Raw genomic sequence first — 19,908 nt, forward strand, 5'->3', positions numbered from 1 at the left:
AGCGTAACCGGAGGAACCCTCCGAACGGAGCCTCCCTCCAATTCTACGCCTTTCGGCACCTCTCGAGAAACGGAAACCCCGGACAATGTCTCGATCCCATCCCGGACTGACCTTCGCCGTCCTGGCGCTCAGCGTCGGTTCCTTCGCGACGCTCCAGTCGCTCGTCGTCCCCGTCCTCCCCGTCATCCAGTCCGACCTGCACACCACGACCGCAGGCGTCACCTGGACCATGACCGCGTGGCTCATCGCCGCCGCGGTCGCGACGCCCCTGCTCGGTCGCGTCGGCGACCTCGTCGGCAAGCGTCGCATCCTCGTCCTCGCGCTCCTGGCCGTCGCTCTCGGAAGCGTCGTGGCCGCCGTCGCGCCGTCGATCGGCGTCGTCATCGCCGGTCGCGTCATCCAGGGTCTCGGCGGGGCGATGTTCCCGCTCGCCTTCGGCATCATCCGCGACGAGTTCCCCGCGCGCCGCCTCCCGTCCGCGATCGGCGCCATCGCCTCGATCATCGCCATCGGCAGCGGTCTCGGGACGGTGCTCGCCGGACCCCTCGCCGACGCGCTCAGCTGGCGCGGCCTGTTCCTGCTCCCCGTCGCCCTGACGGTGACCGCCGCCGTGCTCGCGCTGATCTTCATCCCCGAATCGCCCACCCGGGCGACCGGTGGCGTGAACCCGTGGGCGGCCGTTCTGCTCTCCAGCTGGCTCGTCGCCCTCCTCCTGCCGCTCAGCACGGGCGCGCAGTGGGGCTGGTCGTCGCCGGGCGTGATCGGCCTGTTCGTCGCCGCCGCGCTGCTCCTCGCCGGCTGGATCATCGTCGAGCTGCGCTCACGGCATCCCCTCGTCGACATGCGGCTCATGCGCGAGCCGGGCGTCTGGTCCATGAACGCGGCGGCCGTCTTCATCGGCGCGTCGATGTTCGCGATCTTCGCCTTCTTCCCGCGGTTCGTGCAGACGCCGACCTCGACCGGGTACGGCCTGGGCGCATCCGTGGCGGAGTCGGGGATGCTGATGCTCCCGATGCTGGTGACCATGGCCGTGACCGGCTTCCTGAGCGGCCCGCTCGCCCGCTGGGTCGGCTTCCGCGCGCAGATCGTGGTGTCGGCGGTGCTCATGGGGGCCGCGGCCCTCTCGCTCGCCTACCTCCACGGGTCGCTCGTGGCCGTCGCCGCCGCCTCCGGCGTGTTCGGCATCGGACTCGGTCTGATCTACGCGGCCATCACGAGCGTGGTGGTGCAGAGCGTCCCGGCCACCCAGACCGGGATCGCGAGCGGGATGAACGCCAACCTGCGCACCGTCGGCTCGGCGGTCGGAGCGGCCGTGATGACGGCCCTCGTGACCGGCGCGATCGCTCCGGACGGGCTCCCCGCGGAGTCCGGCTACACCGAGGGCTTCACGACGGCCGGCGTGCTGGCGCTCGCGGCAGGGGCCGTGACCGTCGTGGCCGCGTTCCTGATGCGGGCGGCCCGGCGCGTCGCCGAGGCCGAGGCCGAGGAGATCGTCGCGACCGCGGTCGTGGAGACCGTCGAGCCCGTGCCGGCGGCAGCCCTGGTGGACATCGCGGCGCTGTCCTCCGCGGAGGCAGAGGCGGCCGAGATGGCCCGCCTCGCTGCGAAGGTCGACGGCGAGCTGTCCGTCACCGTGCGCGACGAACGGCGCGAGAGCCTCGAGGTCGCCTGACCGTCTCTCTCTCGACGAAGGCCCGGATCCGCACGGATCCGGGCCTTCATCGTCGTTCGGGACACATCGGCCGTGGCCGGCGTCAGACGCGCAGTGCCGCCGCCTCGCTGCGCCAGCGCGCGAGCGGGGCCCACGGGTCGTCGGCGCCGGCGCGGACGAGATCCACGTGGGCGACCAGCGCGGGGTCGGTCTCGAACCACTCGGTGCCCGGGATGCGCAGGTGCGCGAACTGCTCGTGGCGCCGGTGCTCGACGGTCCGGTCGCCGCGTTCGAACGCGAGCACCTCGTCGTGCGGCAGCGCCGCGAACCGTTGGGCGGGGTTCGCGGTCGTGCCGATCTTGATGCGGTCACGGAACCGCAGGTAATAGACCACATCCACTCGGGATGCGGCCGCGCCCTCCGGAGGCGGCTCGCCCACTCGCCACTCGCACACTGCGCAGAGCCACCCCGACGGGTAGCGGACGCCCAGCCGCGAACCGCAGAACGCGCACGGTGACGGCAGCGCGTCCGTCACGCCGAACTCGGCGTCAACCAGATCGTGCGCCTCCAGCAGGTGGGTCAGGCACAGCCGGAGGGACGCGCCGGGATGCGCGGGGCTCTCGCAGAGTGCGCAGACGGTGTCCATAGGGTGAGGCTAGCCGCGCCCGCCGACAGCGGGCGCCTCAGAGAGTTCGCGGTGCAGCTCAGCGCGGCGGGCGGCAGCGGATCAACTCGAGCTCGCCACTCAACCCGATCGGGCCGTCGGCGAACGCGGTGAGCACCGTCGCCCCGCGGCTTAGCGGCACGACCGTGCCGCCCTCCGCCTCCAGCCGTCCCTCTCCGCCGAGCACGACGAGCACCGAGAACCCGAGGTCGAGCTCGCGGGAGCCCGAGACGCGGAGGCGTTCCGCCGCGAAGAACGGATCGGCATCGCCCGGGAACAGCGTCTCGGCGCCGCGTCCCCGGCGCAGGGCGGCGATCCGCTCCTCGGGCGTCACGTCGCGGGTCAGCCCGTCGATCGCTGTTTCCAGGTCGAGGCCGAGCAGCGCGTCGTGCTCGGAGAGCATCCGCCGCTCCAGCAGCACCGAGAGGTCGGTCGGCTGCTGGAGCTCCACGAGCGTCACACCCGGGCCGATCGCGTGCGCGAGCCCGGCCGGGACGAGCAGCGTGTCACCGGCGGCCAGCGGGACGCTGTTCATCGCATCGAGCATCGCGTCGGCGTCCTGGCCGTCCCACCAGACGCGGACCTCGTCGGTCGAGACGGGGCGGCGGAACCCGAGGAACGCGGAGGCGCCCGGCTCGGCCTCGATGACCGCCCACGCCTCCGTCTTGCCGAGCGGGCTGTTCAGGTGGCGATCGGCGAACGCGTCGTCCGGGTGGTAGTGGACGAAGAGGCGCTCGGCGGTGTCGAGCAGCTTCACGAGCAGCATCGTGCGCGCGCCGAAACGGGCGACATGCTCCTGGCCGAGAAAGGGCACGGGGTCGGCCGCGACCGCGTCGCGCAGGGTGCGGCCGTCGGGCAGCACGGTGAGACCGACACCGCCACCCGCGAAGACCTCGGTGGTCGAGGCGACGAAGTCCTCCGGCGTGAACGGGCTCGGCTGCGGTGTTCCGCGGAAGCGCGCGATGCCCGCGCCGCCCCGGTACGGCCGATCGAGAGGCTGGTTCGGGCCGAGCAGGAGCGGCGTCGCAGTGGTCACCGACACACAGTAGTACCGCGTGCGCAGTGCCGGGACGGGCGCCCCGCTCGCGCTACGTTGGGACAATGCGTGCAGGGGACGGGCAGCTCGGTCGAGTCCGCCCGTTCTGGCTGCTGCGGAGCCGTGCGCAGCGCGGAACGCTCGTGTCCACCGGCCTCGTCGTCGTGGTGATCGCCTTCCTCGCGTCCGTGATGACCGGCCTGGCGCTCCGCTCTCCGGATACGGCGGTGCGGGCCACGCTGGAACACGAGCCGGCTGCGGCGACCTCGCTCGCACTGCAGGCGTCGCAGGGATCCGACCCGGAGGTTCAGGACGCCGCGGTCCGGTCGGTCGTGGCGCGCCAGTTCCCGGGTGTCCCGCTGCGCATCGCGCAGACGACGTTCGTGCCGACGGTCGCCGTGGCGGGCGGTGGCAGCGCGACATTGCTGGTCGCCTCCGATGCCCTGCAGGAACGAGCGCGGCTGACCTCGGGACGCTGGCCCGCATCCACCCCCGGCCCGGGCGCGGGCGAAGCGGCGGTCGACACCGACTTCGCGCGGGCGCACCGGCTCGGTCTCGGCGACACGGCCGTCCTGTCCGGCCCGGACGCCCCGGTCAGCGTCACGGTGGTGGGCATCTGGCGCCCGGTCGCCCCGGCGTCGGCGGCGTGGCTGGGCCTCGCGAGCGGCGCCGGCGGAACCGACGGTCGGGCGATCGTCTCGGATGCGCTGGCGGGTGAGGCGGGAGACGGCACCTCGGTGCAGTGGGTCCTGACCCCGGACGCCGACCGCATCACCGCCGCGCAGCTACCGCGGCTGCGGGCGGGGCTCGCCGGCGTCGCGGACGCACTGAGCGACGACTCGACCGCCGCGGCCAGCCCGTTCTCGTCGAGCGGTCAGGCGCTCGCGACGACGACAGCCATGGAACGCTCGGTCGTCGCCGTGCGCGCCGTCATCCCGATCCCGCTGAGCGTGCTCGCGGTGTGCGCGGTGATCGCTCTCGCGCTGCTCGGCCGTCTGCCCGCCGATGCTCGCCTGGTCGAGACGCGACTGCTCCGGTCGCGCGGCGTGACCCTCCCGTGGCTCGCACGCTCGGCGGCGCTGGAGTCCGGCGCGGTGGCTCTCGTCGCGGTGATCGTGGGCACGGCGGCCGGCCAGCTCGTGCTCCGATCGCTGACCGGCGGGCCCTCCGCGGGTCTCCCCGGAGCGGTGGATGTACTGCTCCCACCCCTCGCCGCTCTCGTCGCCGCCGTGGCCGCCGCCACGCTGACGACCGTGCTGTCGGCGCGGTCGCTCACCGACGCCCCGGGAGCCGTCGAGGCGGGCAGGGGCCGCACCGCCGTCTCGGCCGGTCTCGCGGTGCTGGCGATCATCGCGGCCGCCGTTGCCCTGTGGCGGGTCGTGGTCTTCAGCTCGTCGACGGCGTCGGGAGACGGGGGCGGGATCGATCCGGCCGGCGTCGTCGCCCCGGCCGCGGTGCTCTGCGCCATCGCGCTTCTCGGGCTGTCGCTCTTCGGTCCAGCAGCCGGCGCCGTCGAGCGGCTCGCCGGCCGCGGCCCCGGCGTCGCCGGCGTCCTCCCCGCGCGTCAGGTCGGGCGCGGGATCGCGCTGTTCTCCGGGCCCGTCGCCCTCATCGTCCTCACGGTCGGCGCGTTGACGTTCGCGGCGGGATATGCGGGCACGTTCTCCGGCTTCCTCCGCGACTCCACCCTGCTGACGACCGGGGGAGCAGTCCGCGCCGATCTCGGCGTCGGCGGCAGCCCGAACGACGGCGGCGACCTGTCCGGCGCTGATCGCCTCGAGGAGGAGGGGGTCACAGCGTCGCCCGCCATCGTCGACGACGCCACCATCGGCGACACGAACGCTTCCGTGATCGTCATGGACACCAGCCGGCTCCCCGCACTGGTTCCCGTCGGCGGGTATCTGCTCGGAACCGGCGCGCTCGCCGCCTCCCTCCCTGACAGGGCCGGTCTGCCCGGAGCGGACCTGCCCGCCGACACCCGGTCGGTGGCGCTGCGTGCGACGACGGCGTCGGCCACCGGTGTGGCGACGCCGACACAGGTGACGGTGTGGATGGCGACAGCCGCGGGCGAGGCCGTCCCCATCACCGCGCAGCCGGCAGCCGCCGGTGACACCGACATCGCGTTGCCGGATCACGTCGGGCGTCGGCTCGTCGCCGTGGATGTCACGACCGAGTCCGCGGGCGCGACCGACGTGACCGTCGCGGTGACCGGACTGCCTGTCGCCTCGAAGCCCGCTGGGGCGTGGTCGCTCGCGCCGACCGCCTTCGGCGCGGAGACGCCGTTCCGTGCCGCCGGGACCGGTCGGGCCTCCGCAGCTCTGCTCGAGGGGAGGGTGACCACCCGCTTCCTGCCGGACGCCGAGCCGATGCTGCGGGTCGCCGTCACGACGGCTCTCGCCGCGGACGACTCCCTGCGGGTGGGTCAGCAGATCGACGTGAACAGTCCGGTCGGCGGACTGACCGCGACCGTCGACCGCATCGTCCCCGCGCTGCCCGGGACCACCGCGGAGCGCGCCGTCCTCGCCGACTACTCCGCGGTCACCGCACAGCTGCTCCGCACGACACCCTCCGTGACGCGCGCGAGCTCGATCTGGGTCACCGGCCCCGACACGGCAGCCCTTGAGCGCTCCGTCGCCCGAGTCGCGGGACGGGATGCGGTGGTCACCACCGCAGAGGGCGACTTCGTGTCGCGCTTCCTCAGCGGCGCCGTGCTGAGCACCTGGTTGGGCGCGGCCGGCTGCGCGCTGCTGGCGGTCGCCGCGGTGGCCGCCGCGATCTCCTCCGCGCTGCGCCGCCGCCGCGGCGAGGTCATCGTGCTCCGCGCGGTCGGCCTGTCGGCGAAGCAGCAGGCATGGACCCGGCGGGCCGAGGTCATCGGCGTCTCTGCGGCCGCAGTCCTGTTCGGCCTGGCCGGCGGCGTGGTCGTCGTGCTGCTCGTCGGCAACACGCTCGCACGGCTCTCGGTCGTGACAGCGCCGTCGACGCTGTCGGTGCAGGGGCGTGTGGATCCGATCGGGATGGGTGTCGGCCTCCTCGCGCTGGTCGCCGCTCTCGCCGTCGCCGTCTGGGCCTACGGGCGGTCCGTGCGGCGTCAGGCGTACGACACGGCCTACCGGGAGGAGACCCGGTGAACGCGCGTCCCGTCTCGGACCTCCGGCTGTTCGTCCGCTCGCTCCGAGCGTTCGGAGGCGGCCTCGCCCTGCTCGGTCTGGTCGCCCTCGTGACCGCGACGGCGCTGGCCGCCTGGCCGCGGGTGAGCAGTGAGATTCTCGGCGGTGAACTGCGCCATGAACTCCAGCAGGCCGGAGCGGGTGGCCGTGACCTCACCACCGCGATCCGCACCGGGGGCGTGTCGAACGGGCCGGCCGTCGATCCGGTTCGGCTGTGGGACGGCCTGCCCGGGATCGCCGAGAAGGTGCGCGACCGGATGGCGCCGACGCTCCGTGCGGCGACCGAGCCGGGTGACTCCGCGGCTCGGAGCGACGAGCTGCCGACCACCGCTCCGGCGGGCGCGGAGGGCAACAGCCGCTACTCGGTCACCATCGAGGCCTACCGGGACCTGCGGAAGACGGCACGGCTCGTGGAGGGCACCTGGCCGACCTCCCCCGGAGCGTCGGCTGCTTCGCCCGTCCCGGTGGTGCTCACCGCCGATGCCGCTCGGCTGCTGGGCTGGCGTGTCGGCGAGGACCGTCGATCCTCCGTCGCGCCGGGCGAGGAGCTGTCGTTCCGCTTGACGGGGACGATCGCGCCGCGGGACGGCTCAGCCGACTTCTGGGATCTCGACGTCAGCAGAGCGCGCGGACACTTCGTCGACGGCGGCGACTCGGGCAAGGACTTCGGAGGGGTCGCATGGGTCGATCCCGGAACGTGGACCGCGCTCGCACCGCGCGTCGGCGCGACCTTCGCCTCCGTCTGGTTCCCCGTCGAGCCGCGGCGGTTTACCGCAGAGACGCTGCCCGCCGTGCGCAGCGCGCTGGGCGGGTTCCTGGCCTCCCCGCTGTCGGCCACGGTGGGCGACGCGACCATCCCGCTCGCCGTCGCCACCGCGGTACAGGGGCCGCTGGACGAGTTCGTCGCTCGCGCGCAGCCGGCCCAGACCCTGTTCGCGATCCTCGTCAGCGGACCCCTGGTGGTCGCCTTGACGGTTCTCGCGCAGGGGACACGTCTTGTTCTGGACCGGCGGCGACCCGCGCTCGCGCTGATGACCGCGCGCGGCGCATCCCCGGTCCGCCTCCGCACCGAGCTTGCGGTGCAGGGGCTGCTCGTGTCGGTCCCGGCCGCGACGCTCGGACTGCTCGCGGCGGTGGCCCTCACCCCCGACGGCGTGCCCGTGACGCTGCCGGCCGCTCTCGCCGCCTTCTGCGCTGTGCTGCCTCCGATCGCACTGGTGGTGGCGGCCGGGCCGCTGTCTCCCTCGGCCGGGCACGGCGGACGGTCGCGCTGGGCCTGGGTCGCCGAGACCGTGGTCATCGGCCTGGCGGCGCTGAGTGTCGTGCTGCTCACCCGGCGCGGGCTCGCGTCTCCGGCGGCCGGCCTGGAGGTCGACCCGCTCACCGCCGCCACCCCGGTCCTCGTGGCGCTCGCCGCCTGCGTGGTCGTCGTCCGGCTGACCCGGTACCCGATCGGCTGGATCGCGGCTGCCCTCCGGCGCGGCCGCGGGCCGGTGGCGTTCCTCGGCGCTTCGGCGGCTGGGCGATCACGCTCCGGACTGCTCTGGCCCGTGTTCACTCTCGTCGCCGGGGTGAGCATCGCGCTCTTCTCGGTCAGCATGCTGGCGACGGCGACCGCCGGTGTGGCGGAGGGTGCGCGCATCCGGGTCGGAGCCGATCTGTCGCTCACCGCCGCATCCACCCTCAGCCAGCGGCAGGTGGATGCGGTCGGCGACCTCGCGGGCGTCCAGCGCACGGCCACGGTCGAGTGGGCCGGCGGCCTGCGCCTCACGGCCGGCGGAGTGTCGTCGGACGTCTCCGGGTACCTCGTGGACCCCCGGCGGCTCGACGCGGTGCAGGCCGACCTGCCGCCTGCGGCGCGGCTCTCCTCCGCCCTGAAGGGCGGGATTCCGGGCCGCACCGCGGCAGCGCTCGGCGGCTGGTCGAGCCAGATCCCGATCACCAGCGCGCTCGTTGTCACCGGCGGCACCAACGTGCACCTCGGCGTGAAGGAGCTCGATTTCGTACCCGGCATCTACGTGCGGGACGCCGAATGGGTCTACCTGGACGGCACCGCGCTCCCGGCCTCGAGCGACATCTCGGGCCGCCCGCAGACCGTGCTGGTGAAGCTCGCTCCGGGCGCGGACGCGGCGCGCGTCCACGCCGAGCTCGTCCGGATCGGGGGAGAGGGAGCCCTGGTCGGTGACGCGATCGCCGAGCGCGACGCCCTGCGTTCGTCCCCGTTGGTCGCGGGCACCGAGCTGGTGGCCGTGCTGTCCATCGGGCTGACCGTCCTGCTCTGCGTGGCCGCGTTGCTTCTCACGCTGGTCATCAACACGTCGGCACGGGTGCGGCTCGTGGCGACCCTGCGGACCATCGGATACAGCTCGCGCCAGACCGCCGGAGTCCTCGCCTGGGAGCTCGGGCCGGTGCTGGTCGTCGGCATCCTCGCCGGAGCCGTCGTCGGGCTCGTGCTGCCCGCCGTCGTGCTGGAGCCGCTCGACCTGCGCGGCTTCACCGGCAGCCCCGTCCAGCCGCCTGTCGTGCAGGACCCGCTGCTCGTCGCCGCGGCATTGACCGGGTTCGTCGTCGTCGCCGTCGTGGCGACGCTCGTCGCCCTCGCAGCAGCACGTCGTCGTTCGGCGGCGGCCGTGCTGAGGATCGGAGGAGGAGAATGACCACCGTGACCGTCCCTGCCGACGCAGCCATCGACTGCACCGACCTGGTCCGCATCTTCACGGCCGACGGCATCGAGGTGCAGGCGCTCCAGGGACTCACCCTGCGCGTCGAGAGCGGCGGCCTCGTCGCCATCGTCGGGGCGTCCGGATCCGGCAAGTCGACGCTCCTCGGCATCCTCTCGGGGCTCGACAAACCGACGGCCGGGTCGGTGACCGTGGCCGGGCGGGACCTGCTCGCGCTGCGCAGCCGGGAGCGCGTGGACTACCGGCGCCGCACGGTCGGATTCGTCTGGCAGCAGACCTCGCGCAACCTCCTCGGCTATCTGACCGCCCGCGAGAACCTGGCCCTCGCGATGTCCGTCGCCGGAACCGGCGACCGCGACCGGCGCGCGGTCGAGCTGCTGGAGCTGCTCGAGGTCGGGCACTGCGCCGACCGCCGCCCGACCGAGATGTCCGGTGGCGAGCAGCAGCGCGTCGCGATCGCGGTCGCCCTGGCCAACGAGCCGCGGGTGCTGCTCGCCGACGAACCGACGGGCGAACTGGATGAGGCCACCAGCGCCGAGGTGCTGGAGGCCATGCGCGGGGTCAACCGCGAGCTGGGCGTCACCACGCTGATCGTCACGCACGACCCCACCGTCTCGGAGCATGTGGCGCGCACCGTCCAGATCCGCGACGGGCGCACCGCGACCGAGGTGCTGCGGCGCACGGGTGTCAACGAGGAGGGTCACGAGCACACGGTCGCCGAGGAGTTCGCGGTGCTCGACCGTGTGGGGCGGCTGCAGCTGCCGCAGGAGTACCTCACCAGCCTGGGGATGCGCGACCGGGTCCGACTCGCGCTGGAGCAGGACCATGTGGGCGTCTGGCCGCACGCCGCAGACGAGCCGCACGCACCAGAAGAGGAGGTCCGCCCGTGACGATCGCAGAGACCCGGCGGGGCCGACCGGACTACGAGCGGGATATCCCGCTGCTCGTGGCGGAGAGGGTGACCCGCACCTTTGGAACGGCGGCGGGAACGGTGACGGCGCTCGCCGAGGCGAGCCTGACGGTCCGCCCCGGTGAGCTGGTGGTGGTCAAGGGCCCGTCCGGTTCGGGCAAGACGACCCTCCTGAACGTGCTGAGCGGCCTCGATCGGGCGAGCGGTGGTCGCGTGGTTCTCGACGGCGTCGACCTGTCGACCGCGTCGGAGGCGCAGCTGGTGGACCTGCGACGCCGCAGCACCGGGTTCGTCTTCCAATCGTTCGGGCTGGTGCCCGTACTCTCCGCGGCGGAGAACGTCGAGCTGCCGCTCCGCCTGCTCGGCGTCGCCCCGGCGGAGCGCGATGCCCGGGTGGATGCGCTCCTGGACAGCGTCGGACTCGGCGGCCATGCGCGGCAGCGGCCGACGGAGCTCTCCGGCGGTCAGCAGCAGCGCGTCGGTATCGCGCGGGCGTTGGCGGGCGAGCCGCGCATCCTGTTCGCCGACGAGCCGACCGGGCAGCTGGACAGCATGACCGGCCGCGCGATCATGGACCTGCTGGTCGCCCTCGTCCACGGCCAGGGGATCGCCGCGGTCGTGACCACGCACGATCCACTGCTGATGGCACGCGCCGACCGGGTGCTCGAACTGCACGACGGGCGGCTGGGAGCCGGGACGTCACGCCCGCGCGGCCGCCACGCGGCGCCCCTCGTGGGCGGCGAAGTGGCCGACCACGGCAGCAGCCGCGGTCACGACCGTGGCGAGTCCGAGCGGTAGGGCGATCCCGAACCTCAGCAGCAGCGCCCCGACCAGTGCACCCAGCGCGATGAGCACGACCGCACCCGCCCGCCGGCGCCACGGCTGGCCGGAGCCGCCGGCGAGCACCGAGTCGGCGGCGAGGCCGGTGATCGTGGACGTGACGACGACCGTGGTCACATCCTTGACGGCCAGGTGCCGGGCGACGGCCGCCTGGAATCCCATCGCCGCGGCGAGCAGGACGGTGATGCCGAGCTCCCACGGCTTCGGCGGGACGCCGCCGGTCGCGATCGTGACGCCGGTGAGCACCGCCAGAGCGGCGGCGACAGCGGTGAAGGACCAGCTCGTCCGCGTGTTCCAGCCGATCGTCTCCCGACGCAGCGTCCGGCCGCCGATGACGGCTCCCGCCATGAAGGCGATGAGCGCGACCAGCGGCCCGACCCACGGCAGGCCTTCGGCGCCCACGATGGCCATCCCGAGGATGACCACATTGCCGGTCATGTTGCCCGCGAACACTTTGTCGAGCCCGAGGTAGCCGACCGCGTCGACGATCCCGGTCGAGAAGGTGAGCGCGAGCATGAGCACCAGGGTCATCTCGCTCTGCCGCTTGCTGCCGTCTGTCATCGGTCCTCCTTCATGCCGCTGACAGGATCGCATGCGGGCGCACCGAGTCCCGCATCGGGGCGAGCGGATAACGACTTCGTAACGGCCGTTTGCGTCAACGCGTTTGACGCTCATAGCGTGACGTCAATCGATTGAAGTCAACCGATTGACGCACAGAGCGAAGGAGCGCCGATGCTGACGATGAAGGACATCGCCTCGCACGTCGGCGTCTCCGTGTCGAGCGTCAGCCTGGTGCTCAGCGGTCGCGGCGAGGGCCGCGTCAACGCCTCGGTCGCGCAGCGCATCAAGCAGGTCGCCGACGAGCTCGGCTACGTGCCGAATCAGCTGGCCCGGTCGCTCAAGACCAAACAGAGCCGCACGATCGGGATGGTGTCCGACCAGGTCGCCACGGTGCCGTTCTCCGGTCACATGCTCGCGGGCGCGCAGCAGGCGGCCTGGGACAGCGGCTTCATGCTGATGCTCATCGACACCTACGGCAACGACGAGGTGCAGACCCCGGCTGTCCAGTCCCTCCTGCAGCGTAACATCGAGGGCCTCATCGTCGCGACCAACTTCCACAAGCTCGTCGAGTTGCCGCTCGTCCCGCCGACGATGCCGGTCGTCATCCTCGACGGGCGTCCCTCCGTGGAGGATGCGCATCCCACGGTCGACTACGTCGTGCCCGACGAGGAGCTGGGGGCCTACACCTCGACGCGCCTGCTCATCGAGGCCGGTCACACCCGGATCGGCTTCTGCGACGTCCGCGCCTACCCGATCGCCTCGCGGCTGCGCGCCCGCGGCCACGAGCGGGCGCTGACGGAGGCCGGCCTCCGCCGGGACGAGAGCCTCACCGTGGTCGCGGAGGACGCGGCCACGCGGTTCGCCGTCGAGCCGGCCCGGCAGCTGCTCGACCGGGAGGACAGGCCGACCGCCGTGTTCTGCTTCAGCGATCAGACCGCGATGGGCTTCTACCAGGTGGCGCGCCACCTCGGGCTCGACATCCCCGGCGACCTCTCGATCGCCGGCTTCGACAACCAGGAGTTCGTCGCCGAGGCGCTCGACCCCGGCCTCACGACCGTGCAGCTGCCGCACCGCGACATGGGCGCGTGGGCGGTGCGCCGCGTGGTCGGCCGGCTCGACGGATCCCTCGACGGGGCCGAGCGCGAAGGGTTCCTCATGCCCTGTGCGCCCGTCCTCCGGCACTCGATCGGGCCGCCTTCCGGCACCTGACCGCATCCCGGCCCACATATCCCGCCGCACACACCCGAATCATCGACCGGAGGCACCGGTGGCGCGAGCCTGCCCGCGCGCCCGCCGTCCTCCTCGCCATGCCCACCATCCGCACCACCCAGAACACACGCACCCCGAACACCCGATGCAAAGGAGCAACGCAATGACAACACCCCGGAAACCGGGCGGCCGCACCGTCGCCCGTCTCGCCGCCGCAGCAGCGGCGGTCGCCGTAGCCGCCGCCGGCCTCGTCGGCTGCAGCAGCGGCAGCGGCGGAGACGCCGGCAAGACGTTCACGATCCTCCAGTACGAGGACCCGAAGACGGCGCAGGGCCAGGGCTGGCAGCTCGCCCTCGAGATGTTCAAGAAGAAGCATCCCGACGTGAAGGTCGACTTCCAGACCACCAGCTTCGACGCCGTCCGCAAGAACGCCAAGCTCACCCTCGGCGGCAACAAGGTGCCCGACGTCGTCGAGTTCAACAAGGGCAACGCCGACGGCGGCCAGCTCGCCAGCCAGGGACTGCTCACGCCGCTGAACGACCAGGTGGAGAAGTACGGCTGGGACAAGAAGGTCACCGGCGGCATGCAGTCCTTCGCCAAGTACGACGAGCAGGGCAAGGCCGGCTCCGGCGACTGGTACGGCATCCCCAACATCGGCGAGTACGTCACCTTCTACTACAACAAGGATCTGTTCGCGAAGGCCGGCATCGCCGCCGAGCCGAAGACCATGGACGAGTTCGTCGCGGCGATGCAGAAGCTGCAGGCCGCCGGGATCACGCCGGTGTCGTCCTCGGCGTCGACCAACCAGGGCTTCAACCAGATGTGGGTCTGGTACTCGCTCGTCTCCGCCTACGCCGACCGGAAGCAGATCGACGACTTCATGTTCCTGAAGGGCAAGGTCGACTTCTCCGCGGACCCGTGGAAGAAGGGCACAGAGCAGTTCCAGGACTGGATCGACAAGGGCTACCTCGGCACCGACCTCGCCGGCCTCACCTACGAGCAGGCGAACGTCAACTTCCTCAGCGGGAAGACCGGGATGCTCATCTGGAACAACGGCGTGTTCTCGCGGGTGAAGGACCAGAAGGACTTCGCCTGGGGCTACTTCACCCTCCCCGGCGCGAACATGTCGATGGGGTCGTCCGGCCACCTGTGGGGCGTGCCCGCGAAGGCGAAGAACAAGGACCTCGCCTACGACTGGATCGACACGACGCTGAGCCCGGAGGTCCAGAACAAGATCGGCGAACTCGGCGGCCTTCCGCTCGCGGGCGACTCCTCGAAGATCACCGACCCGGTGACCCGCGCGTACACCGAGCGCTTCGACGAGATCGTCAAGGCGGACACCCTGACCTTCTACCCGGACTACCCGGTCCCCGGGTTCCTGGACTTCATCCAGACCAACATGGCCGCGATGTCCAACAAGAACGAGACGGCTGACGAGTACATCCAGAAGCTGCAGAAGTTCTACGACGACGGCAAGAAGGCGACCGACCAGGGCTGAGCGGCGGGGCGGAGCCGCCGAACGCGGCTCCGCCCCACCCTCCGGATCCGGAGAGCATGACATGACGACAGCGACACCATCCGCGGCGCCCCCGCTGCGGCGCCGGCGGTCAGCGCGACGCGCCGGGTACTGGATGTACCTCCTCCCGATGATCATCGGGACGGCGGTGATCGTCCTCCTCCCGTTCGCGGTGAACGTGTTCATCAGCCTGTTCCGCTGGAAGGGCGGCATCGCCCCGATGCGCTGGAACGGTCTGCAGAACTACGTGGACCTGCTGCACGACTCGCAGTTCTGGCTGGCGTTCACGAACACGATCTTCATGATCGTCGGCATCGTGATCGTCCCCACCCTGCTCGGGCTGCTGCTGGCGGCCATGCTCTTCGACTACATCGGCCGGGAGTTCGGCGGCCGGACGGCCGCGTTCCTCCGAGCCACCTACTACCTGCCGCAGATCCTCCCGATCGCGGTGGCCGGCTTCATCTGGAGCTGGGTGCTCGCCACCCAGAACGGCCTGCTGAACAGCGTGATCGAAGCGCTGGGGGTGAAGAGCCCGCCCGACTGGCTCGGCGACCCGAACATCGCGATCTACGCCGTGATGCTGATGCTGATCTGGCTGCAGCTCGGCTATCCGGTCGTCATCTTCATGGCCGCCCTCCAGCGCGTGGACCCGGAGCTGTACGAAGCGGCCTCCCTCGACGGCGCCGGCTGGTGGCGGCGGTTCCGCGCCATCACGGTCCCGCAGATCCGGCCGGAGGTGTTCGTCGTGGTGATCACCGCGACCGTCGGCGCGCTCAAGGTCTTCGCGCCCATCCTCATCCTCACCGGAGGCGGACCGGAGGGCTCGACCGTCGTGCCGTCCTACTACTCGTACCGGAACTTCTTCGAGCTCTCCAAGGTCGGCTACGGCTCCGCCATCGCGACCGCCATGTCCATCGTCATCTTCCTCGTCGCCGGCGTCATGCTCTGGCTCCAGCGGCGGGGCGCCCGAGAGGAGGCCGCCGGATGACCACGACGACCGCACCCACCGAGTCCCGTCCGCGCCGGGCCGATGCGCCGCAGCGGACCGTCCACGCGGGCACCCGCCGACGCCGCCCGCGACGGCCCCTTCGGTGGCTCATCCTCGCGGCCGCCGTGCTGATCGCGCTGGTGATGCTCGCGCCCCTCGTCCTGCTCGTGCTCAATGCGTTCAAGACCGGCACCGACTACTCGGCGCATGGCCCGCTCGCGCTTCCGACCAGCTGGAGCCTGCAGTCGTTCCAGGACTACCTCGACCGCGTCGACTTCCTCCGCGCGCTGTGGAACTCGGTGGTCATCTCGACGCTGGTGGCTCTGCTGGGCACGCTCGTCTCGCTGCTCAGCGCCTACGCGATCGGCGTCGGCCGGGTTCGCGGGAGCACGGCGCTTCTCGCCGTGTTCCTGCTGGCGACGATGCTGCCGCAGGAGGCGCTGATCTACCCGCTGTTCTACGGGGCGCAGGCCACCGGTACCTTCAACACCGTGTGGAGCGTCATCATCGTCTTCACCGTGCTGCAGGCCGCATTCGGCACCTACCTGCTGTCGAGCGTGATGTCGACGCTGCCGCCGTCGCTCCTGGAGGCCGCCGCGCTCGACGGCGCCGGACGCTGGCGCATCCTCTGGTCGGTCGTCTACCCGGTGATGCGGCCGACGCTCTCGGTGCTGATGGTGTTCTTCTTCGTCTGGACGTGGAACGAGTTCTACATCCCGCTCATCCTGCTCTCCGACCAGTCGGTGCAGACCGTGCCGATCGCCCTCGCGACCCTGCAAGGTCAGAACTCCATCGACATCACCTCGCTGAACGCCGGGTCGCTGCTCTCGCTGCTGCCCACGCTGGTGTTCTTCATCATCTTCCAGCGCACCCTGAGCCGCGGCGTGACCGTCGGCTCGGTCAAGTAGCCGCCCGACCCACCCATCCGATCCACCCATCAGACCTGAGGAGAACCGTGCTTCCCACCCTGTCCGACCTGCTCGCCGCCGACGGCGTGCGCTCCCGCTCCATCAACGCGGAGAACCCCACGGGCGCGCCTGGCGCGGCTGCGGCGGCGAGCTCGCACCTCGGCCCCGGCCGGAAGGGCAGCGCGTACGCGGCCCTGCCCGCCGGCGGCAGCCTGACGCTCGCCGACATCGAGGGGCCCGGCGTCATCCGCCACATCTGGATCACGGTCCCCGACCGCACGGACGGCGGGCCGTTCGTGCTGCGCGACCTGGTGCTGCGGATGTACTGGGACGACGAGGAGCAGCCCGCGGTCGAGGCGCCCCTCGGCGACTTCTTCTGCAACGGCTTCGCCGCGCGGGCGCTGGTCACCTCCGAGCCGATCGTGGTGGCGCCCACCGGCGGGATGAACTCGTACATCCCGATGCCGTTCCGGCGGCGCGCCCGCATCGTGCTGGACAGCGACCACGCAGTTTCGGTCGACCACGTCTTCTTCCAGGTCGACTACACCGTCGGCGACGACATCCCCGAGGGGACGCCGCTGTTCCACGCGCAGTGGCGGCGCTCCAACGCGACCACGGCGCTGGGGGAGGACCACGTCATCCTCGACGGCGTCGCCGGACGCGGCCGCTACCTCGGCACCTACATCGGCATCGCCTCGCTCTCGCGCTACTGGTGGGGGGAGGGTGAGGTGAAGTTCTTCGTCGACGGCGACACCGACCTCCCGACGCTGTGCAGCACCGGGCTCGAGGACTACGCGGGAGGCGCCTGGGCCTTCCAGGACGAACTGCGTCACGACCCGGAGCCCGTTCCTCTGACGTTCAGTGCGCCGTACTGCGGCTATCCGTTCTTCAGCACCCGCGACGACACGCGCGGGGGCACCTTCATCACCTCCACGGCGCCGATGCACGCGGTGTACCGGTGGCACCTGCCCGACCCGATCTTCTTCGAGAGCGACCTGCGCGTGACCGTGCAGCAGATCGGCGTCTGGGACAAGGGACTCTTCGAGCGCACCGACGACGTCTTCTCCGTCGCCTACTGGTACCAGACCGGTCCGCGGCCGGAGGCGCCGGCCTTCCCGGACGCCGCGGCCCGCGTCCCGCGCTGATCCGCGGCGGGGAGCTCAGACCCGGGCGGCGACCGACGCCCGTTCGATGACCGGCATCGGGATGAGCTCCTCGCCCGCCGGGCCGGGATGCAGCAGCAGCTCGACCGAGCGAGCGCCCATCGCCTCGTGCGGGAGGGCGACGGTTGTGAGGCCGGGCCGCAGGTAGGCGGCGAGCTCGTCGTTGTCGAACGAGACGATGGAGAGGTCGTCCGGGATGCGCAGGCCCGCTTCGCTCACGGCCTGGTAAGCGCCGAACGCCAGCCGGTCGTTCATCGCGACGATGGCCTGCGGGCGGTCCTTCCGGCGGAGCAGCTTCCTGGTCGCCTCGTAGCCCTCGTCGGGCTCCCACAGCCACACGGACGTCTCGGAGACGAAGTCGAGGCCGAGCTCCGCCATCGTGTCGCGGATGCCGGCGACGCGCTGTGCGACGGTCGCGGAGCGGAACAGCCCCTTCTCCTTCGCGTCGCTCTGGCCGAGAAGGGCGATGCCGTCGCGGAAGCCGGCGTCCGCCAGCACGTGGACGGCTGACCGGCCGCCGCCGTACTCGTCCGGCAGCACCGCGTGCGGGAAGCGCGCGTTCGTCGCGTTCAGCATGACCACCGGCGTCTCGATCCGCATGTCGGGGAGGAACAGCTCCCTCGCACGCATCGTGGCGAAGACGATGCCGTCGACCTGCCGGTCGAGCGCTGCGCCGATCGCCTCGGTCTCGCGCTTCGGTTCGCCGTCCGTCTCGAGCACCATCATGACGTGACCCGCCGTCTCGGCCGCGTTCAGGGCTCCCTTGATGAGCCCGGAGGCGAAGCGGGTGGTGGCGACGACGTCGGAGATGAACGCGATCGTGTGCGTCTTGTCCGTCTTGAGCCCGCGGGCCGCGACGTTGGGCCGGTAACCGAGCTCGGCGGCGGCCGCGTGGACGCGGTCATGGGCGTCCTGCGAGAGGCGTGTGTCCGGGCGGCCGTTGAGGATCATGGATGCCGCCGAGACGGAGAGGCCCGCCTTCCTGGCGACGTCGGCCAGGGTCACGCGCTTGCTCAGCATCGAGACGTCCTCCTCCTGTTCGGGATGGTAGCCGCTTGGGTGCGCCGTTCGCGGAACGCAGTTGACAATGTGCGCGACGTATCTCAGTATAGGGCCTGCTGAAAGCATTTAGCACTGGGATCGGTATCGACCCATCCTGTCGACGAAGGAGTCCTGCATGTCCACACCATCTCGCGGGCGGAGGGTGCGCGGCGCAGCAGCCGCCGGCCTCATCGCCTCGCTCACCGCACTCGTCTTCACCGGCTGCGCGCCCGGATCCTCCACCTCCGGCGCGACCACCGCGACCGACGTCAGCACGAAGCTCACGTCGGACAAGGTTCAGCTGACGATCGCCGACGAGACCGGGTTCCCGCTGACGGACGACCTGACCAAGGAGTTCACCAAGCAGCACCCGAACATCACGTTCAAGATCACCCGCGACACGTTCCAGAACCTCACGGCCAACGCCCCCAAGCTGCTCGCCAGCTCCACGCCGCCCGACCTCATCCGCCTCCCCACCCTCGGCGACACGGTGAAGGACGGCCTGGTGGCCAACCTCGATCCCTTCTTCACTGCGTACGGCTGGGACAAGTGGTCCCCGGCCCAGCTCGCCCCGCTGCGCATGACCAAGGACGGCGTGCGCGGCAGCGGTTCGCTCTACCAGCTGGGCCTCGGCTACAGCGTCACGGGCATCTTCATGAACACGAAGCTCGCGGCCCAGGCCGGGATCACCGCTCCGCCGGAGACCCTCGGCGAGCTCGAAGCCGACTTCGCCAAGGCCAAGGCGGCCGGCATCGCGCCTCTCGTCGAGGGCGACAAGGACGGCGTGGTCAACTTCACCGTCCAGGCGGCGATGAACCAGTACGCCGACAAGCAGGAGTTCCTCGACTGGATGTTCAACAAGCCGGGCGCGACCTACAACACCGCGGGCAACGTGAAGGGCGCCGAGCTCATCCGGAAGTGGGCGGACGCCGGGTACTTCCCGTCGGACATCAACGCGCTCGACTACTTCACGTTCGTCAGCCGCTTCCAGGACGGCGGGGGCGTCTTCACGTTCAACGGCAACTGGGAGGCCGCGAACTACGCCAAGAAGCTCGGTAAGGACCTGACGTTCTTCCTGGTGCCCCCGGCGGAGAAGGGCGGAGACCACGTCGCGATGGGTGCGGCCAACTCGTTCTCGGCCGCAGCGAAGTCGAAGCACCTCAACGAGGTCGCCTACTTCCTGAACTGGGTGCACACCAACGACAAGGCGCGCCAGATCGTGGTCGACGTGACCGGCGCCGCCCCGGGCGGTGACCCGGCGCAGGCCCAGCCGAAGGTCGAGAAGGGCTCCATCACGGAGCAGGTCCTCGCGGCGGCGGCCCAGATCGCCAAGGAGGACGGCCAGGTCGACTTCATGGCGAACACCACGGCGGGCATCTACGCCGGCGCGATCATCCCCGAGTCGCAGCTGCTGGTGACCAGCAAGATCAGCGGCCAGGAGTTCGTCGACAAGGTGCAGGCGTTCTACGAGCAGGAAGTGAAGAAGTAACGATGACCTCGGTGCGACCCCGCGCGGGCGACGACACGACCCGCCATACCCCGTCGGCGCGACGGGCGGTTCGCGACGGTT

The 19,908-nt window shown here is 71.4% G+C and carries 15 protein-coding genes; 11 read left to right on the forward strand and 4 right to left on the reverse strand.

Features of this window, described 5'->3' with window-relative positions:
* Positions 1-85 precede the first annotated feature (85 nt).
* Positions 86-1,672: an MFS transporter gene (locus AXZ95_RS03765; RefSeq protein WP_018189675.1), complete on the forward strand. Its 1,587-nt coding sequence runs from the start codon at positions 86-88 to the stop codon at positions 1,670-1,672.
* A gap of 82 nt (positions 1,673-1,754) precedes the next feature.
* Here AXZ95_RS03765 and AXZ95_RS03770 read toward each other — a convergent pair whose 3' ends face one another.
* Together AXZ95_RS03770 and AXZ95_RS03775 are read right to left on the reverse strand one after the other, a co-directional pair.
* Positions 1,755-2,297: a GIY-YIG nuclease family protein gene (locus AXZ95_RS03770; RefSeq protein ID WP_018189676.1), complete on the reverse strand. Its 543-nt coding sequence runs from the start codon at positions 2,295-2,297 to the stop codon at positions 1,755-1,757.
* 58 nt (positions 2,298-2,355) lie between these two features.
* The gene (locus tag AXZ95_RS03775; RefSeq protein WP_231371108.1) at positions 2,356-3,351 is read right to left on the reverse strand and encodes a class I mannose-6-phosphate isomerase; all 996 of its coding nucleotides are present in this window, start codon (positions 3,349-3,351) and stop codon (positions 2,356-2,358) included.
* Positions 3,352-3,416: 65 nt separating this feature from the next.
* On the opposite strand from AXZ95_RS03775, the gene AXZ95_RS03780 reads away from it, so the two are divergent.
* Genes AXZ95_RS03780 through AXZ95_RS03795 form a run of 4 tightly spaced genes read left to right on the forward strand, consistent with a single transcriptional unit; the run spans position 3,417 to position 10,910 of the window.
* Positions 3,417-6,482 carry an FtsX-like permease family protein gene (locus AXZ95_RS03780; RefSeq protein ID WP_018189678.1) on the forward strand — a complete coding sequence of 1,022 codons (3,066 nt, stop codon included), beginning with the start codon at positions 3,417-3,419 and terminating at the stop codon, positions 6,480-6,482.
* Positions 6,479-9,178 (forward strand): FtsX-like permease family protein, encoded by a 2,700-nt coding sequence (locus tag AXZ95_RS03785; protein WP_018189679.1) that lies wholly within the window; start codon positions 6,479-6,481, stop codon positions 9,176-9,178. The genes AXZ95_RS03780 and AXZ95_RS03785 overlap by 4 nt, the downstream gene beginning before the upstream one ends.
* The gene (locus AXZ95_RS03790) at positions 9,175-10,092 is read left to right on the forward strand and encodes an ABC transporter ATP-binding protein (RefSeq protein ID WP_018189680.1); all 918 of its coding nucleotides are present in this window, start codon (positions 9,175-9,177) and stop codon (positions 10,090-10,092) included. The genes AXZ95_RS03785 and AXZ95_RS03790 overlap by 4 nt, the downstream gene beginning before the upstream one ends.
* Positions 10,089-10,910: an ABC transporter ATP-binding protein gene (locus AXZ95_RS03795; RefSeq protein ID WP_018189681.1), complete on the forward strand. Its 822-nt coding sequence runs from the start codon at positions 10,089-10,091 to the stop codon at positions 10,908-10,910. Before AXZ95_RS03790 ends, AXZ95_RS03795 begins: the two co-directional genes overlap by 4 nt.
* Here the strand turns inward: AXZ95_RS03795 and AXZ95_RS03800 are convergent.
* Positions 10,812-11,513, reverse strand: a complete 702-nt coding sequence (locus AXZ95_RS03800; protein ID WP_018189682.1) for a YoaK family protein — start codon at positions 11,511-11,513, stop codon at positions 10,812-10,814. The genes AXZ95_RS03795 and AXZ95_RS03800 overlap by 99 nt on opposite strands.
* A 171-nt stretch (positions 11,514-11,684) precedes the next feature.
* Between AXZ95_RS03800 and AXZ95_RS03805 the strand changes: the two genes are divergently transcribed.
* The 5 genes from AXZ95_RS03805 to AXZ95_RS03825 all read left to right on the forward strand — a co-directional run bounded on the left by AXZ95_RS03805 (position 11,685) and on the right by AXZ95_RS03825 (position 17,279).
* Positions 11,685-12,722 (forward strand): LacI family DNA-binding transcriptional regulator, encoded by a 1,038-nt coding sequence (locus AXZ95_RS03805; RefSeq protein WP_018189683.1) that lies wholly within the window; start codon positions 11,685-11,687, stop codon positions 12,720-12,722.
* 163 nt (positions 12,723-12,885) lie between these two features.
* A complete protein-coding gene (locus AXZ95_RS03810; protein WP_018189684.1) occupies positions 12,886-14,220 on the forward strand; it encodes an extracellular solute-binding protein in 1,335 nt (444 codons plus the stop codon).
* A 61-nt stretch (positions 14,221-14,281) separates the two neighbouring features.
* The gene (locus tag AXZ95_RS03815; RefSeq protein ID WP_231374330.1) at positions 14,282-15,226 is read left to right on the forward strand and encodes a sugar ABC transporter permease; all 945 of its coding nucleotides are present in this window, start codon (positions 14,282-14,284) and stop codon (positions 15,224-15,226) included.
* Entirely contained in the window at positions 15,223-16,134 is a 912-nt protein-coding gene (locus tag AXZ95_RS03820) for a carbohydrate ABC transporter permease (RefSeq protein WP_018189686.1), read from the forward strand. Before AXZ95_RS03815 ends, AXZ95_RS03820 begins: the two co-directional genes overlap by 4 nt.
* 47 nt (positions 16,135-16,181) lie before the next feature.
* Positions 16,182-17,279 (forward strand): glycoside hydrolase family 172 protein, encoded by a 1,098-nt coding sequence (locus AXZ95_RS03825; protein ID WP_018189687.1) that lies wholly within the window; start codon positions 16,182-16,184, stop codon positions 17,277-17,279.
* 15 nt (positions 17,280-17,294) lie between these two features.
* Here AXZ95_RS03825 and AXZ95_RS03830 read toward each other — a convergent pair whose 3' ends face one another.
* A complete protein-coding gene (locus AXZ95_RS03830; RefSeq protein ID WP_018189688.1) occupies positions 17,295-18,317 on the reverse strand; it encodes a LacI family DNA-binding transcriptional regulator in 1,023 nt (340 codons plus the stop codon).
* A 157-nt stretch (positions 18,318-18,474) separates the two neighbouring features.
* Between AXZ95_RS03830 and AXZ95_RS03835 the strand changes: the two genes are divergently transcribed.
* Positions 18,475-19,827: an extracellular solute-binding protein gene (locus AXZ95_RS03835; protein ID WP_231374332.1), complete on the forward strand. Its 1,353-nt coding sequence runs from the start codon at positions 18,475-18,477 to the stop codon at positions 19,825-19,827.
* The last annotated feature ends 81 nt before the right edge of the window (positions 19,828-19,908 follow it).

This window comes from Leifsonia sp. 115AMFTsu3.1, from assembly GCF_004362795.1.
Classification (GTDB): domain Bacteria; phylum Actinomycetota; class Actinomycetes; order Actinomycetales; family Microbacteriaceae; genus Leifsonia.

Coding starts and splice junctions, on each gene's coding strand:
- AXZ95_RS03800 (WP_018189682.1), bottom strand. CDS start 11,513: ATGACAGACGGCAGCAAGCGGCAGAGCGAGATGACCCTGGTGCTCATG.
- AXZ95_RS03830 (WP_018189688.1), bottom strand. CDS start 18,317: ATGCTGAGCAAGCGCGTGACCCTGGCCGACGTCGCCAGGAAGGCGGGC.
- AXZ95_RS03790 (WP_018189680.1), top strand. CDS start 9,175: ATGACCACCGTGACCGTCCCTGCCGACGCAGCCATCGACTGCACCGAC.
- AXZ95_RS03835 (WP_231374332.1), top strand. CDS start 18,475: ATGTCCACACCATCTCGCGGGCGGAGGGTGCGCGGCGCAGCAGCCGCC.
- AXZ95_RS03810 (WP_018189684.1), top strand. CDS start 12,886: ATGACAACACCCCGGAAACCGGGCGGCCGCACCGTCGCCCGTCTCGCC.
- AXZ95_RS03805 (WP_018189683.1), top strand. CDS start 11,685: ATGCTGACGATGAAGGACATCGCCTCGCACGTCGGCGTCTCCGTGTCG.
- AXZ95_RS03770 (WP_018189676.1), bottom strand. CDS start 2,297: ATGGACACCGTCTGCGCACTCTGCGAGAGCCCCGCGCATCCCGGCGCG.
- AXZ95_RS03820 (WP_018189686.1), top strand. CDS start 15,223: ATGACCACGACGACCGCACCCACCGAGTCCCGTCCGCGCCGGGCCGAT.
- AXZ95_RS03815 (WP_231374330.1), top strand. CDS start 14,282: ATGACGACAGCGACACCATCCGCGGCGCCCCCGCTGCGGCGCCGGCGG.
- AXZ95_RS03765 (WP_018189675.1), top strand. CDS start 86: ATGTCTCGATCCCATCCCGGACTGACCTTCGCCGTCCTGGCGCTCAGC.
- AXZ95_RS03780 (WP_018189678.1), top strand. CDS start 3,417: ATGCGTGCAGGGGACGGGCAGCTCGGTCGAGTCCGCCCGTTCTGGCTG.